This window comes from Pseudoalteromonas luteoviolacea (genome assembly GCF_001750165.1).
Lineage (GTDB): Bacteria > Pseudomonadota > Gammaproteobacteria > Enterobacterales > Alteromonadaceae > Pseudoalteromonas > Pseudoalteromonas luteoviolacea_G.
The window spans coordinates 1,268,592-1,284,903 of the sequence record NZ_CP015412.1 but is presented as its reverse complement, the minus strand read 5'-3'; the positions used below and the strand labels follow the sequence as shown (position 1 = coordinate 1,284,903).

General features: G+C 41.7%; 11 protein-coding genes. 5 read left to right on the top strand and 6 right to left on the bottom strand.

The features are described from left to right. Window positions 1–15: 15 nt before the first annotated feature. The 3 genes from S4054249_RS25600 (at window position 16) to S4054249_RS25590 (ending at window position 3,834) form a co-directional block, all read left to right on the top strand. Window positions 16–1,026 (top strand): hypothetical protein, encoded by a 1,011-nt coding sequence (locus S4054249_RS25600; RefSeq protein WP_046355185.1) that lies wholly within the window; start codon window positions 16–18, stop codon window positions 1,024–1,026. A gap of 115 nt (window positions 1,027–1,141) precedes the next feature. Next, window positions 1,142–2,542 carry an ATP-dependent RNA helicase DbpA gene (dbpA, locus tag S4054249_RS25595; RefSeq protein WP_145925111.1) on the top strand — a complete coding sequence of 467 codons (1,401 nt, stop codon included), beginning with the start codon at window positions 1,142–1,144 and terminating at the stop codon, window positions 2,540–2,542. 248 nt (window positions 2,543–2,790) lie between these two features. Beyond that, window positions 2,791–3,834, top strand: a complete 1,044-nt coding sequence (locus S4054249_RS25590) for a helix-turn-helix domain-containing protein (protein ID WP_052960897.1) — start codon at window positions 2,791–2,793, stop codon at window positions 3,832–3,834. Window positions 3,835–3,839: 5 nt separating this feature from the next. Here S4054249_RS25590 and S4054249_RS25585 read toward each other — a convergent pair whose 3' ends face one another. Beyond that, window positions 3,840–4,736, bottom strand: coding sequence for a response regulator (locus S4054249_RS25585; RefSeq protein WP_046355184.1), 897 nt, complete (start codon window positions 4,734–4,736; stop codon window positions 3,840–3,842). 100 nt (window positions 4,737–4,836) lie between these two features. Here S4054249_RS25585 and S4054249_RS25580 point away from each other — a divergent pair, with 100 nt between their 5' ends. Beyond that, window positions 4,837–5,625 (top strand): hypothetical protein, encoded by a 789-nt coding sequence (locus S4054249_RS25580; RefSeq protein ID WP_046355183.1) that lies wholly within the window; start codon window positions 4,837–4,839, stop codon window positions 5,623–5,625. Between the two features lie 46 nt (window positions 5,626–5,671). Here S4054249_RS25580 and S4054249_RS25575 read toward each other — a convergent pair whose 3' ends face one another. From S4054249_RS25575 to S4054249_RS25560, 5 genes are all read right to left on the bottom strand, one after another. Continuing rightward, a complete protein-coding gene (locus S4054249_RS25575) occupies window positions 5,672–8,794 on the bottom strand; it encodes an efflux RND transporter permease subunit (protein ID WP_046355182.1) in 3,123 nt (1,040 codons plus the stop codon). 5 nt (window positions 8,795–8,799) lie between these two features. Then, entirely contained in the window at window positions 8,800–9,879 is a 1,080-nt protein-coding gene (locus S4054249_RS25570) for an efflux RND transporter periplasmic adaptor subunit (protein WP_052960896.1), read from the bottom strand. Window positions 9,880–10,077: 198 nt separating this feature from the next. Further along, the gene (locus tag S4054249_RS27255) at window positions 10,078–10,449 is read right to left on the bottom strand and encodes a hypothetical protein (RefSeq protein ID WP_343223861.1); all 372 of its coding nucleotides are present in this window, start codon (window positions 10,447–10,449) and stop codon (window positions 10,078–10,080) included. Window positions 10,450–10,528: 79 nt separating this feature from the next. Continuing rightward, window positions 10,529–11,197, bottom strand: a complete 669-nt coding sequence (locus S4054249_RS27250; RefSeq protein ID WP_331245614.1) for an ectonucleotide pyrophosphatase/phosphodiesterase — start codon at window positions 11,195–11,197, stop codon at window positions 10,529–10,531. 248 nt (window positions 11,198–11,445) lie between these two features. After that, the gene (locus S4054249_RS25560; protein ID WP_046355181.1) at window positions 11,446–12,486 is read right to left on the bottom strand and encodes a S66 family peptidase; all 1,041 of its coding nucleotides are present in this window, start codon (window positions 12,484–12,486) and stop codon (window positions 11,446–11,448) included. 295 nt (window positions 12,487–12,781) lie between these two features. Between S4054249_RS25560 and S4054249_RS25555 the strand changes: the two genes are divergently transcribed. After that, window positions 12,782–16,228 (top strand): PKD domain-containing protein, encoded by a 3,447-nt coding sequence (locus S4054249_RS25555; protein WP_046355180.1) that lies wholly within the window; start codon window positions 12,782–12,784, stop codon window positions 16,226–16,228. The last annotated feature ends 84 nt before the right edge of the window (window positions 16,229–16,312 follow it).

The window sequence follows — 16,312 nt, the reverse complement described above, 5'->3', positions numbered from 1 at the left end:
TGACAGGAAGAGATAATGAAGCATTCAATAAAATCAAAGCTCCCTCTCACTTTTCTCGCTTGCATGTCTACACTCTGGTTCTTTTATTACAACACTGAAAGCCCTTGGAATAATTATGGAAAGGCTAAATGGGAGTGGTTATTTCTTATTGATGTATTTATAGTGCTACCCATAATTTGTTTTATATGTATAAAAAACAAAAAACAGGCATTACTCAAACTGCTTGTATTAACCACCTTAGCCATTTTTATTGGTAGCTATATCATTCCTGAGCAACATAAAGTACTTTGGCCATACTTTGAACAAGGCCGCTATTTTGTAGCCTCTTTCATCATCCTTTTTGAACTCATAGCCTTATTGACTGTGTGTTTGGCAATAAGCGTTGCACTCAAACAAAAGTTAGACCCAGACCGTGCTATTGAGAGAGCAATAACACGCCATGTTGGTAAGGGTGCTGTTGCAACAGTACTGTGCTTTGAAACTCGTATGTGGACATTTGCCCTGTTTGCTAAACAGGTTAAAGCAACTCATTTTCATGGCAATGTTCACTTTAGTTATCATGAGAAAGACGGGGCCAAAAGCAATCTATTAGGCTTCATTATCTTAATCGCCTTCGAAATACCTATTGTGCATTTGTTGCTTCATTTTATTTGGTCACCAATGGCCGCCAATATCGTTACGCTTCTCACTGTTTTTAGCTTAATCTTTTTTATAGCGGAATATAGAGCTATAGATAGGAGACCAATCTCTCTTTGTGATGAAGTTTTACACATTCGATATGGCCTATACCAACCAATTCATATTCCGGTTAACAATATCGCTAAGCTAAGAGGCAGCGCAGAATATATTAAGCGCGAAAAACATGTAAAGCGTTTAAACTACTCTGGCGTACCAAACGTAGTCATTGAACTCAAAAAGCCAATTGGCAATACACAAAAAATTTATATTGGCCTCGACAACCCTAAGCATTTTATCCGCTCAGTTGAGTCGAAATTAAAACAGAAAAAAGACAATCACTCACTCTAATGGCACCTTAAAAGCCCAGTGAACAGTGAGTATCATGACAATAGAGAACGATGAAGATTGTTATGATACTCAGGATCCATAGCTCGTGTTATAATTGTGCTTTATTTCTCAATAGATGATACTCGTTTTGTCTCAGCCGTCATTTTCTAGTTTACCACTTTCAAGCACTTTAATAGATAATCTTAACTCTCTTGGTTATACCTCTATGACCGAGATTCAAGCTCAAACATTACCCAAGATACTGGCAGGTAAAGACCTGATTGGACAAGGAAAAACAGGTTCAGGTAAAACTGCTGCCTTTTCTTTAGGTGTACTACACAACCTCAATGTAAAACGTTTCCGTGTGCAAGCTTTAGTCGTGTGTCCAACGAGAGAGCTTGCCGACCAAGTCGCGGTTGAAATTCGTAAATTGGCCAGAGCGATTCATAATATTAAAGTTTTGGCTTTGTGCGGCGGCGCGCCAATGGGGCCTCAAATTGGTTCACTAGAGCATGGCGCTCACATCATCGTAGGCACACCAGGTCGAATTGAAGAACACCTACGCAAAGGCAGGCTGTCTTTGGATGAAGTCAATACGTTCGTTTTAGATGAAGCAGACAGAATGCTAGAAATGGGTTTCGAAGATGCGATTCAATGTATCTTGGACCATTGCCCTCGTAATAGACAAAACCTATTATTCAGCGCAACCTACCCGCCCCGCATCGAGCAACTTGCAAAGCATATTATGAATGATGCTGAAAAGGTCACTGTTGAGGCAACCCATGACCATAGCTCAATCGAACAATTTTTCTATGAAGTGCCAGATAATGATGCGAGACTTGTTGCAACCCAAAAGCTACTCTTAAAATTTCAACCCACATCAGCAGTGGTGTTTTGCAATACAAAAGCTGAATGCCAATCTGTATGCGATAACCTCAAACAACTGGGCTTTGATAGTGCAGCACTTCATGGAGACTTGGACCAAAAAGACAGAGACCGCACACTTGTTCGCTTTGCCAATAAAAGCCTAACCATTTTAGTCGCCACGGATGTCGCAGCACGAGGTATTGACGTTGATCATGTAGATATGGTCTTAAACTACCATATTGCTCATGACCCTGAGGTGCATGTTCACCGTGTTGGCCGAACAGGCCGCGCTGGCAATACAGGTATTGCATGTTCGATTATGAGCTTCAAAGAGTCCCATAAAGTTAACGCTTTGGAAGATTACTTAAATCAAACAATAGAACCTACTTCACTGCCTAACGACGATGTTTTTGGAAATCAAATTGCCAGAGCCCCTATGGTTACCTTACAAATCGATGGCGGTAAAAAATCAAAACTACGCCCTGGTGATATTTTAGGAGCACTCACCTCTGACAAATCCGTGCAAGGTTCCCAAATTGGTAAAATCAAAGTAACTGCAATTACCTCTTATGTCGCGATTGAACGTAAGCTTGCCAATAAAGCATTGAAGATTATTTCTGAAGGCAAAATGAAAGGTCGTCAATTTAGAGCAAGGAAAGTAAATCAGTAATTACTTCTATGGGTTCACAGCTATGATGTGGCAGATAAAAATCTCCGCATCATATACCTATCAATATTATATATTTACCGAAACCCGATAACGCATTATGTGTGATTTCACTAAGGTAAAATGCCTAAAATAATTTTGTTTGAACAAATAAAATATCAAAATCAACCCCTTCTCTTATGCAACTTTTGCAATTGAAAAGTATGTATAGCTGACCATAAAATAGTATTAAATATGTGGTAGAGAGTCTCATGGTTTTTGATTCATCTTATTTTTGGCTATTGCTTAGTATTGTTGGTGCGATAAACACTTTTGTTTTAAGCCTTTATCTTTTTACTTTTCGTGGTTCTAATCTTGTTAATAAGTTATTGGCAACTTTTCTTTTGATGATATTTATAAGAATAAGCAAATCAATCAGCTTTTTCTTTTACCCTGAATCGACAAAAACCTTTTTACAGTTAGTGCTCACAGCCAACTTTCTATCTGGCCCGTTACATTTTTCATATATTAAACAGGCCTTAAAATCCCGAACCTCTAAAAATATAAATTGGAAGGTCCACATACTTCCACCAGCAGGGCTAGCTTTAATAGTAGGGGTAACTTGGCCTTACTCGAACTATCCAACCTTATGGAATATGCATATATCCACTGCTATCATCTATAGTTGGTTTGCATATTTATTAGCTTCTATTGTGTCTGTCACGCCGATATTGATAAATAAAACCCTAGACTTATCAAAAGACCAAAACATCTTAAACTCAATGGTCGTATTGTGTACATCAATAGCCCTATTCTTAGCTTATATATTTACCTCAAAGACCTCTAATTCAATCTCGCTACTATGCTTTGTCGCAACTGTATACTTCAGCATCATTATTTTTAGGCCTAAATTTCAGAGTAGTAAGCCAGAGAAATATGCTAGCAAGAAAATTTCTCAAGTTACTGCTAAGCCGATCCTCATCAAACTTGAAAAATTGATGTCAGAAGGAGAGCTATATAAATGTCCTAACCTTTCTTTATCTCTAGTTGCTGAAAAATTAAAAATATCTGCTCCTCAGCTGTCGCAGATTTTAAACGATAACCTAGGGACCTCATTTACATCATACATAAATCATCATCGTATAGAATTGGCTAAGACGCTATTACATGAAAATCAGAAAATGAACTTGAAGCAGATCTCAGAGTTATGTGGCTATAATAATCAATCAACTTTTTATATCGCTTTTAAGAAGTTTGCCAATACGACGCCCGCTAAATATAGAAAACGTACACAGCATTCCAAAGCAAAAAGCTAGCTGGGTTATACACCCACGATGAGCATTTTACCTTGTGCCATCCCCTCCCTTTCACAACTTAAGTCAATGCGACTATCAAGGGGATATTTATATAGAAGCTCTAATTTAGGATGGTGAGTGTAAATGCACTTGCAACTTCTGACAAACAAGCTCATTTTGCTTTGGTTATCTAAAAATGCATATGCAGTTTTACCAAGCGCCTCTTTGCACGCAGTCATAATATGCGCATTTATTTGATTCATATGGATGGCTCTTTGCGCCTCATCTTCAGGGATCACTTCTATACTGCTTGCTAACACACAAGTTGCGTAGACATCTAGTACACAAATCACTCGTACCTTTTGGCTCCCTCTCTCTGCATACACCACCATAACGCAGGGTAACTTACTTTCATCGAGTGATTGAGCGCGAATTGGTTTTAGTGTCAGTGATTCACTGATATTTTTTTGCATTAAACGTTCTAAAAAATCAGTTTTTGGTAGTGCCAACCCCTCTTTTATTGGCACTTCCTGTTCCACCATCAACTCCTTGGCTTCTAAGTCTTTTACCAACGGCATAATGATTTTCCTAAGCTCACTATCAGCGAAAGGCTTAGATAAAAAGAAAGCACAGCCCATGGACTTGGCGTAGTTGATTTGCTCTTCTTCATCTACGGTAGATATCATGCCAACCGGGATCTCAGGGTGCGTTGTACCTACCACCTGAAGTAGTTCAATACCCGTTTTATCTGGCATATGCCAATCTGTTAATATGATCTGAGGTTGCCACAATTCAATGCGCTCGAGTGCATCATCAACACTATTAGAACAAGAAATAAATAACTTGCGATACGTAAACTGTTGAAGTGCACGCCTGATAATTTCACATGTTGCATGGCTATCATCCACTATCAGAACTTTCACTTTCACCTCAATATTAAATTTTCATATTCAGTATAGGCAGAATTTTGCAGTAAAACTAAACTTATCCTATTGATAATCAATGATGCGATGAAAAACTGACATGTTGCCGATAGAAGTTTACCAATATATTGCCTTAAATTTCGGTCTGCTTATTTTAGCGGCTTGGTTTTATATTCTGTTGTTGATATTAAGAGAGTTTAGAAAATTCGCAGGCGTATTCATGGGTAATCAAGCAAGCAGCCCTGAGTCAGATGAAGTGGTGGCTTTGTGCAAGGACTCTGTTGAGCGGGCAACGCAATTTAACAATCAACATGAGCAAACCATCACCGAACTTCTTCACGTACAAGCAAATCTTGAAAACCAGCTAGCCCAGATCCGCGCCTCAACAGCAGACCATATCACCAAAGAAGAGCAAGCCTCAATAAACGAGCTTAATAAAAAATTATCGCGTTCACAAAAACTTATCAAGCGGCTCAAAGGGGATTTGGATATCAGTGGTAAGAAACTCAAATATGCAAAAACAAAGTTAGAAGATCAGTTTCAATCAGTAGGTAGCCTCAAACAAGAAAACACCGATTTACAAAAAGAAATCGAGCAATTAAAAACACAAATGAAGTCTGTGCAAGTGAGTGAACAATCACCAAATGAGAAAGAAATTCAAGCATTAGTACAACAGTATGAACGACAAATAGCAGAACAAAACCAACTCATTGATCAACTCTCAGTTGATTTACCTGAACCAACGGGTAACACAGATACCAAAGCACTCGAAACTGAACTAAAACAAGCTAAGCAGCAAATTAAACACTTAACCAAAGAAAATAAGTTTATTGAAAGCCGCTACCTTGAAGCAGTCAAGCAATCAGAGTCAGATGATGGAAACACATAGGATTGTCTTCGCATTAAAAAAGGAGCCGAAGCTCCTTTTTATGGCACTATCTTGCCCGCTTATTACTTAGCACACTAACCAACAGGGCTGGTAAGAAAGTCAAGCTAAGTAGCATTGAGAACACGATCCCACACAGCACGATAATACCTACGCCGCGATATAACTCTGTACCATCACCTGGGATAAAGACCAGTGGCGCAAGACCAAATAATGTGGTCGCTGTCGACATCAAAATTGGTTTCAATCGCGTCGCGACGGCTTGTTTAACAGCCGTGACAACTTCCATACCTTGGTCAACAATCAGCTTACGGGTTTGATCCACGATTAGAATTGGGTTATTTACCACCGTGCCCAATAAAATCAAGAAACCCAACATGGTGATCATGTCAAAAGGTTGATGGAATGGCGTCATACCAAAGTTAGCTAATAGCGCATTGACGCCGTTAACCGAGATCAAACCTAGTAAGCCGCCAGCCATGCCTAGCGGCACGGTTGCCAGAATAAACAACGGGTAGCGCCAGTGTGTGAAAATAGCCACCAGCAGTAAGTAGCTCAGTACCAGTGCAACAACAAAGTTACTCGATAGCGATGCTTGAGTTGCTTCTAACTGGTCTGCCGCACCACTGATAGACAACTTAGTCCCTTGAGCAATTTTACCTTGCTGCCATAACGTAGGTAGTAACTCGGTACGGACTATTTCTTCAGCCGTTTCCAGCGCTACATCCCTTGGCGGAATAATATAAACAGTCACAGTTCTTTTTCCGTCCACTCGGCGCAAGCTATCACTGTTTTTACTTTCAACCAAGTCGGCTAAGGCACTCAATGGCAGTACATCACCTGACGGGGTGACAATAGGCGAAGTCGCCAGTTGTTCAATGGTCTGTGTTTCTTTTTGATGACTAAAGATGAACATATCTATTTTGTCATCATTCAAAATAAACTCATCAACATAAGCACCGTCACTGAGCGATGAAATCGTGTAGCCAAATTCATTTGGGCTTATACCAAGCTCAGCCAGTCTTTGCCATTTGGGTTTAATCTCAATCAAAGGCTGATCCAGACTCAGCGCTCGTGGATCTGAGTTAATTTGTGGGTTATCAAACGTAACTTGAGCCTGCTCGTAAACAGCCTCAGCTGCACGGTATAAGTCGGTCAAATTACTACCCGCGATATCGACCGCAACTGCTCGTGTGCCACCATCATTACTCGAGATAATTGAGCCTCTTGCCGAGAACGCACGCATATTGTCATAGCTTCTAAACTTAGCAGTAATGGCATCCATCATCGCTTGGATATTATCAGGGTCGGTCGGTGCACTTAAAAACCAAATACGGCCAATTGACACAGACATAGAGTAATATGCCAATGGCGGCATGTCCGTTTCGCCGTTATCAAATGCGTCACTCGGTGCGTTTATATGACCGTTAAAATACACCCTCAGCTCATCCCCTATCTCTTTCATTTCAGATAGGTTGTAACTTGGCGGCGCAATCATCATGGAAAACGCTTTTGGTTCTTCACCTTCCGGCAAATATTCAGCTGCTGGCATCAGAGCATAAGCCGCACCTAAAATGATAACAACGAAGCCTACGGTAATACCGGTCGCACGCGATTTGGATGCAACACAAAAAGACACCAAAGCTAGCCAACGCTTTGACAAGGTGACCGTTTTCACTTCTTCTTTGCGATTAGGTAAGTTGGCAAGTGTCGTCGGAACAATGAAAATAGCCACCAACATTGAAGCGATAATCGCTGAAGACACCGCAATGGCAATGTCTGAGTAAAGCTGCCCAGCTTCTTGCTCAACAAATAAAATCGGTGCAAACACCAAGACAGTCGTCGCCGTGGACGCCAATACCGCAGGCCAAACTTCCTTCACCCCTTTGATGGCTGCGTGTAGCTTACTGGAGCCGCGCTTATTCGCTTGTACAATAGCTTCTAGTACAACAATGGTGTTATCTACCGTCATACCAATTGCAAATGCAACACCCGCCAATGAGATCACATTGATAGTACGATCGAACAGTGTTAAACCAAGGAATGCTGCAACGGTACAAATAGGAATACCAATCACACCGACCAAAGTAGCCCGCCCTGAACGCAGGAATAAAAACATCACTAAGGTTGCTAGCAGCGCCCCCAACGCTAAGTTAGTCCATACATTTTTGAGTGAGCTTTCTACGTATTGAACATCGTCACTCATCAAGATAAGCTCTAGGCCATTTTGTGCCAACAGCTCCTGATTAATTTGCTCAATAACAGGTAACATCTGTTGCTTGATATCAATCACATTTGAGCCGCTTTCACGGCGAACAGATAACCTAAGCGTTCGCTCACCGTCAGAATATGAAATCCCACGAAGTTCAAAGTGGTCTAGTGAAATAACCGCCACATCTTTGAGCTTAGTGGTGATCCCGTTTTGCTCTGAGATGATCAAATCTTCCAGTTCATTGAGCTGCTCGAATCGACCTACCATACGCAACAAATATCGGCTTGGGCCGCTTTCAATATCGCCCGCCGAAGCATCGCGGTTGCGTGCTCGAATTGCGCTTCTTAAATCAGTTACGCTCAAGCCACGTTGTGCTAGCCTACTCGGGTCAACATTAATTTGGATCTGCCTTGCGGCACCACCACCAACGCCTACTTCAGAGACGCCTTGAACACTTTCCATTCGAGGCCTAACGAAATCTTCTGCAAAGTCACGCAACATATCTACGTCAAGATCAAGAGGGTTACCTGTCTGAGGTTTAAGTACAAAATGCATAAATGCATTTGAAGAGAACGAACTAGAGTAAAGTCTAGGTTGATCTACGTTTTCAGGATAACCAGGCACCTGACTTAAGGCATTGTTGACTCTAATGAGCGCATCGTTAACATCAACACCAAATGGAAATTCTAGCTGTATTCTCGCAGAGCCCATTTGTGAGTATGACACCATGCGCTTTAAGTTAGACAGACTACGTAAGTATCGCTCCTGCTCTACGAGGATTTCTTTTTCAACATCCTGAGGGGTCGCTCCAGGCCAACCAGTCTGAACTGTAATGGTTCGAACTTCTAGATCAGGGATCATCTGTACGGGAATTTTAAGCGCGGTTACCAAACCCAAAATACATATGATTAAAGAGATGACGGCAACCAGCGTGCCACGCTTTACGGCGCTTTCAATCATATCGACTAACCCTTATTCACAGAAATTTCACTGCCATTTTTAAGCAGCTGCACAGCTGTTGTAATAATGGGTGAGGTTAATACACGACTGTTTCCTGATACTGCGGAGATCAGCACTTGCTCACCACGCTGCTCTAATAGTCTTACCGTGTGTCTTTGCGCCCTACCTTGATTATCAACAAATACACTCAGTGCACCATCCGGATGATATTTAAGTGCCGACTTTGGCACCCAAACAGCCTGAGTACCGGTGCTTGGTAATTCAAATTCAGCTTGTGCGGACATACCAGCGACAAACCCTGCTTGTTGTGGTACAGCAATATGCACTACAAAGCTACGAGTCCCAGCATTGATCACAGGGACAACCGCCTGAACTTGACCTTCAACCAACTTGCTTTGATCGTGGTCTGGGATAATATTAAGCGATTGAATTTTATCGTTTGAAAAAGCGCTGATGTACTCTTGCGGCACCGCGACGTTGAGTCTTAAATCCTCTGCAGAAACCAAGGTAAAAGTGTGAGTCTGGGTAGTTACCCACTCACCCAGATCCACATTACGCGTCATCACTACACCTTCAAATGGCGCGAACAGCGTCTGTCTTCTTAATGCCTCTTTGTTAACAGCCAAGTTTGCTTTTGTCTTCGCAAGCTCCGCTTTGGCGGCTGCCACATTGGCGCGTCGCTCAGCCAGTAAGGTTGGCGCAACAAACTGTTTTTTAGACAACGACTCAACTTCTTCTAGCTGTCGTTTTGCCTCCAATAAGGCAACATCTGCAGCCGATACAGACGCTTCACTTTGTTCCAACTCGAGTTTAGCTAGCGTTGGGTCAAGTCGCAGTAGCGCCTGACCACGCTTAACCACATCACCGACTTCCACCATTAATTCATTGACTACGCCGGCTTCTAGGCTAGCAAGGGTTGCATTTTGGGTTGCCTCGACAGTACCACTCAACGCTAATTTATTTTTATATTGAAGATCCTTGGCTTGAAAAACCGCGACTTCTACTGGCGCGCTCCAAGTTGGTGCTGACCACACCGCAAATACGGACATAGCAACAACGGATACAAACGCAGGCATACAACGCATTTTTACACCTCAAATGATAATTGTTTTTAAACAAGATACACTGATTAAGTTTGTCAAACGCATAAATTGCGACAAACTCACTAATCTAACAGACGATAATCTAATTATGGTGTTAGAGTGTAATACTCATGTTACGAAAACCCGCTCCACGCATATAAATTATCGACGTGTTATATACGTTGACGGTTGATAAAACGCTTATTTCAGTGCCGGCTCTAACGTTTTGCCATCGCCATCCACCTTGGACATCAATTTCAACTCTAAAATGTTAGCAATGGTGGGGTAAATATCTAAATTATTAACTTCTGGGAGTTTATGCCCTCTTTTAAACGCAGGCCCGATTGCAACAAAGGTCGCCGCCAAATCTTTTGAGTAAGGGTATCCGTGCGCACCAACGTAATCTATTTTCTCATGCGTGCCAAATGCATACGGTTGAAATGCTTCAATGATGATGTCTGCCGTTGTGTCATCAATCTTGACGCCTCTTGACTGTAAAATTGTATTATTTAGCACTTCAAAACGTCCTTCACTTTGCGCGCTCAGAGATAACTTTAAGCGAGCTATATCCACCTCAGAATTTGGTTTTTTATATAAATGTGTGCGAGTGCCACCATTTTTGACGTAAAAGTCTTCTAAATCGAATCCAAGCTTATCTAGAATAATGTTTTTTTTTGGGGTCTACGGACACCATGCCGTGATCAGATACGAGCACCAGATTTACATCATGATCTACCTCTGTTTTAAGCCTACTCCACAACTGGCCTATTAGCTTACCTACCTCTTGCACAGCTTGATAAGTCTCAATTGCATCTGGCCCAAAATCATGTCCCATATCATCAACCAGTGAAAAGTATCCGGCCACAAATCTTGGCCTTTGCGACTTTTCAAGCTTTAACCAATCAATAATTTGATCTATACGCTTTTGATAGCTGCCTTTTTTGGCGTAACGCATATAATAACTGGGTGTCCTACCGTTAAAACGCGCCTCAGATTCTGGCCAGAAATACGTTGCTGCTTTGACCCCTTGCATCTCGGCTAAATTCCAAAGCGGTACGCCACTTAGCCAAGTACTATCTTTGGTGCCTTGACCCATTTTGTAACACTCTTGACGACGCTTATCACAAAAGTAGTTATCTATGATGCCATGATTTGACGGCAATAAACCGGTGATGATTGAAATATGATTGGGAAATGTTTTCGTTGGATAAACAGGGCGCATATGACTCGCCCGTACGCCGTTTTTAGCTATCATTGCAATATTTTTTGCATCATGCTTCTCAATATAATCCCAACGAAAGCCATCAAGAGAAAATAGCACAACACTTTGTTCACCTTCTTGCGCTAAAGTATTCAGTGAAACAAATAGAAATAAAATACCAATCAGTATTTTTTTGAACAGGTCATCCCAAACCTCAAAATAAAAAATTTCTGTTATTCTATCTTTTTAAAATGACAAATTAAAAAGTCATGAGGTGAATGGCGCACATTTGAGGTATATAACTAATATGCGCATTAAAATTAAAAGCTCAGTGATTTAGTTTAAATCTTACCCTTTAAACTTAATGATTAAATGAGCTTTTGGGATATCTCGCCCATACCATTAATGAGCTTAACATTAGCCATTGCACCGTTGATAATGGTCAAATTAGGTGCTTGATGGCTAATATCGACATCATATAATACTGGTATTTCAAGGTCTCCTAGCGCTTGATTTAAAGCCATGAGATCGTCATAGCCTTCGCCTTGTTTACCCTCTGCTGCAATATTACGCCCAATTAAAATACCAGCGGCATGTGTGAATGCGCCTTTGAACTTTAAACTTTGCAATGCTCTAAAGTACTGTGTTGCACTTAATTCGGCATTTTCGAAGTAATAAACCGTCGGTTCAAACTGGTTTATCAACCGGTTATAGGGGGTAAAATAGTCTGTGCCAAACAGCACCATGTGCGTATCTAAACATCCGCCAACTAAACGCCCTGAAAACTCAAGAGCAGAGACATTGATAAACTTTGGATTGAGTGCTTTCCAACAGCTTGCCTCTGTCAAATTAAATACGGCATTGGGGTGTTTACTATAATCTGCATGCTGCGGCTCATAATGTGTAGCTGCGCTTTGAACGAACTCTGAACCGGCAGGGGTCGCCAAATATGTAAATACGTTCGAAGTTAAACTATCTTGCTGATTCAAACCCAGCTGCATCAAATTAGTACAATGGCATGTCGCCCAGCCAAGCTTAGAGCTGATGGCACTCAATACGGTGCTAATATCAGAAAACCCCATTAACCATTTAGGTTTAACTGTTTCCAAACGTTGCCAATCCATAAGCGGCAACACATCCATCGCCACTTCCCCGCCCCATGGAGCCATAATCACATCAATACTGTCATCACACAAAAATGCCATAAGCTCTTTAGCACGCTCCTGTGCTGGCGCACTTACATGAAGGTGATTCTCCCTCAAGCATTGCCCCTCAACAACGTCGAACCCACGCGTCATTAACCCCTCGAGCACAATATCAAGCCTTGGATGATATATGCTTGGCACACCAGAAGAGAAGGCAGTAACCGCAATACGGCTACCAAGTTTTATTGGAGAAGGATACAGCATCGTCATTCCTGTTTTAATCTTAGTTATTATTTTTCAGTGCAACATATTGAATTTTAAACTAATCAAGTCAGTTCACTCTGTCAATTCTCAACAGAGAGTTTTTGCCATACTCATTTCGTAAAACACCAAGTACAGACACAACCTATATCATTTAATTTCCTATCAGCTATTACTTTTTCATATACACAGAGCAATTAGACTGTACGAATTTCATCCTTTTACTATGCTTACTGAACCCCATAAATATTCTCAAAACCTGCACAGTTTGTATCGTGTGTTGCGGAGGAACAATAATATGTTTTATTCACGTAAACAGATGCACCTTCTACTCGTTTGGGTGCTAGGTATTTCAATGGTTGGGTGTGGTGGTGGCGGCTCAGACAGTGGCACACCTTCAACGCCATCAAACCCAAGTACACCTCAAAATAGCGCGCCAACTGTCACTATAAGTGGTGAAAACTCAATTCAAGAGAAACAGCAAATTTCACTGACAGCGCAAGCTTCAGATAGCGACGGTACGGTCAACACCTTTGCTTGGCAAATTACTTCGGGCCCTTCAGCTTCACTTTCTAACGCTGCAACCAATACGGTAACATTTACGGCACCAGATGTCACAGACGACACAACGATGACATTGCGAGTCACAGTGACTGATGATGACGGAGCAACGGCAAGCGCAAATTTCAGCCTTAACGTAACAAGAATTGTAAAATCAGTGACCATTACTGGATTAGTAACAGACGAGCCAATCCCAAATGCCGCGCTCACTATATTTATCGGCGACCAAAGTTTTGAACTATCTGCTGATGAGAATGGGGCCTATAATTACAAGCTTGATGTCGATGACTCTATGGTCGACGATTTAGTCAGGATCAGAGCGAAAGGTGGCAGTTCACAATCTGAAGTGGAGTTTTATTCTCAGCTCCCCAGCTTTTCATCAATAGAAACGCAAGCTGGCGCAGACGGTATCCTAAACAAAGACGATAATTTTGGTGTTAACATCACCAACGTGACCACTTCTGAATATGCCTTGATCACCCGAGAGGTAGGTACCCCACAAAGCGAAACATCACTTAACAACGCCCTCGTGGGGATTGATGCCGATGAAAAACTCACATTGGCAGCATTAATTAAAATCGTAGTTGATGGTGAGGGAGATAATGCGTTTAGCTTGCCAGAAGGAGTTGATTCGACATTTGAACTGGTTTCATCATCCACAGCAGTGACCGAGCTCACCGATACCATTAATGATAAAAACCCGACTCTAATCGAAAGTACTAAAAATAGTATAAAAGAAGATGATGATTTAGTAGATAACAGCCAAGCGGATATCATCGGAGACTACTTAATTGGTGCAACAAACGTCTTCACTCAACTCTTTTTCGAAGCCTCCTTTAATCAGGATAATACAGGAACTTTTGCCGATTACTCTAGTGGAAGCATGACTTGGTCACAAAACGAAGAAGGCTTAGTCTCCTTGGTTTTTGAATCAGGTATCATGAGCAAGACCTATAAATGTAAAGGTGCAAGTGATCAAGAATATGATTGCCAGTATCGATACAAAAGCGGTTCATTTTCTATCTATGATGAAAACCCCATTGCCAAAGCCATCAGTATTTCGTTCCTCGGCGATGAATACACGATGGACAGCACGGGTAATGACATGATCGTAAATAGCGATGTGAGCCGTAACCATGATCTTTCTATGATTGGTAAAACACAAACCATTACCCCTATACAAACCCAGTTTAGCGGTGATTGGTATATCAATGCGCTTTACTACTCTGCATCGGGCAGCTTTGCCAGTAAGGTAACATTCAATCAAGATGGTACAGGCAGTGCCCAAATGCCTGACGACACATCTCGTGCTCTAACTTGGTCAATTACAGATAACCTCTTTACCCTCACACTTGATAAAACTGACCTACTAGAAGCCAAAGCATTTAAGTACTGGCTGATAAAAAGTGTGGATTCAGGGTATCAATTCTGGGCGACCACAGACAAAACCGATACCGAGCATTACAGAAGACGTTCAGGGTTAATGGTCCCTGAGCAAGCGGTAACATTGACAAATAATGATGTCATAGGTCGGTTTAGATCGTATCAAGGTGTCGCAGAGCCTCAAGATTTCTTTGTGGACAATTATATTAACGGTACATCTTACAGATTCATGTATAAAACGATGAGTACTTGGGCGCAATCGGGCAGAACGCTTAGTATGCAATCTCTAGGTTATGGTCCAACTTTTCCTCGCCCCTTGGTACACCAATGCCCAGAAGGCGCAAGTGCTGATATGTGCGTAGTCAACTGGACACAAAAACTTGAGGTAATTGCTCAAAATGGTGACACTTGGTACGTAAGAGAAAGCTACCCAACAGACAGCTCATATACAAACAGTGGCTCTTATGTTCAACAGTACAAAAAAACAGCGTCTACCGTTGATAAATTCGAATATTATTGGTTACCAAACAGAACGCTTTACTTCATCGAAAATCAACAAGTATTAGATAATTCCTTTTCTGAGAGCCAAAATGATGATGGCTCATTGTCTCGCAAAGTAAAATTAGGAACTGGGGATATTGCTGATTATTCGATTTCACAAGGTAAATTACGGATTGACCAAATGGGCTCTGTCGGTGTGACCGAGATCCAAGAGTTTGATAGAGATTACTTCAAAGTGTGTGGTTATTTTGAAGGCACAAACTGTGAGTTAGGCGAAGTCAGAAACCTCTACGTTGATCCCAATATCGCGTCAAGAAGCATGTACACACCACCTGCCTCAATGCAATATGCAATTGATGGGGCTTGGTATCAACCTAGTTCCCCTGAATTTGTCATCATCATCAGAGATGGCACTTGGGTGCACATGGAGCTCAAAACAGACAATGATCCTCAAGGCTTTGCTGGATTAGAAATTGGTGCTTTAAGCTGGGATGAATCAACTGGCACCTTGCAAGTTACCAAAGTGGTTGATACCAATGGCGTCTACGGATTTGATGAAAACTTAGCACATAAGGCAACCGTGAATGGTAATACCATGACGCTGGAAGTTGAAGGCGAGTCTCCAATCACCTTTGAACGCTTACTTGATGAAAATGAACCAAGAGTGGGTGGCTTTGTAGAGTATCCTCTCACAACCAGTCGCGTATGGGCGTCAGTATTTTTACCCGACAATAAATTTTTCGAAGCCGAGTACGACCCTGCAAACTCTGACGGCCCAGGTATTAACTATGGCTCCTACGTTTACAATAGTGATACAGGCTTAGCAACGCTCACTTTTGAGGTGAATCAGCTCAATACCGACGATATTTCATTCTTTATGTATCAAGCAGGCCCTGATGTCATACACTGGAAAGACATGGACGAGGTTGGTGCGGTTGTTCGCACCAAGTCAAATAGTGAACAGCCCTATTTTGATAGCCATAAAATTGAATATGAACGCTTTGCATTGATTAATGGTGATAACACCTATTACGTTGACTTCAAAGGGGATGGGACTGCAGACTTTGTCAGTAATGGACAAACTCGCTCATTCACATGGAAAGTCGTTCTTGGGCAACTTCATTTAACGGCAGTCACCCCAAGTGCAGGACTACAAGTGGAGGCATATGTTATCACACCAACAAGCATGCTTAATGATGGTTGGAACGTAGATGTCATTAAGTTAGAACACCCACTTGGTTCTACTGACAATGACAGCCCAGACAATCATTCTAGATTTAGCGGCAGCATGCGTCGTTAAATAAGCAAATCCAAGTGAAAGCGCGGCCCAATGTGTCGCGCTTTTTTGTATAGCACAGGTACGTATTTTGCTTAGTTTTATGTA

Coding starts and splice junctions, on each gene's coding strand:
- S4054249_RS25555 (WP_046355180.1), top strand. CDS start 12,782: ATGTTTTATTCACGTAAACAGATGCACCTTCTACTCGTTTGGGTGCTA.
- dbpA (WP_145925111.1), top strand. CDS start 1,142: ATGATACTCGTTTTGTCTCAGCCGTCATTTTCTAGTTTACCACTTTCA.
- S4054249_RS25570 (WP_052960896.1), bottom strand. CDS start 9,879: ATGCGTTGTATGCCTGCGTTTGTATCCGTTGTTGCTATGTCCGTATTT.
- S4054249_RS25600 (WP_046355185.1), top strand. CDS start 16: ATGAAGCATTCAATAAAATCAAAGCTCCCTCTCACTTTTCTCGCTTGC.
- S4054249_RS25580 (WP_046355183.1), top strand. CDS start 4,837: ATGTTGCCGATAGAAGTTTACCAATATATTGCCTTAAATTTCGGTCTG.
- S4054249_RS25590 (WP_052960897.1), top strand. CDS start 2,791: ATGGTTTTTGATTCATCTTATTTTTGGCTATTGCTTAGTATTGTTGGT.
- S4054249_RS25575 (WP_046355182.1), bottom strand. CDS start 8,794: ATGATTGAAAGCGCCGTAAAGCGTGGCACGCTGGTTGCCGTCATCTCT.
- S4054249_RS25560 (WP_046355181.1), bottom strand. CDS start 12,486: ATGCTGTATCCTTCTCCAATAAAACTTGGTAGCCGTATTGCGGTTACT.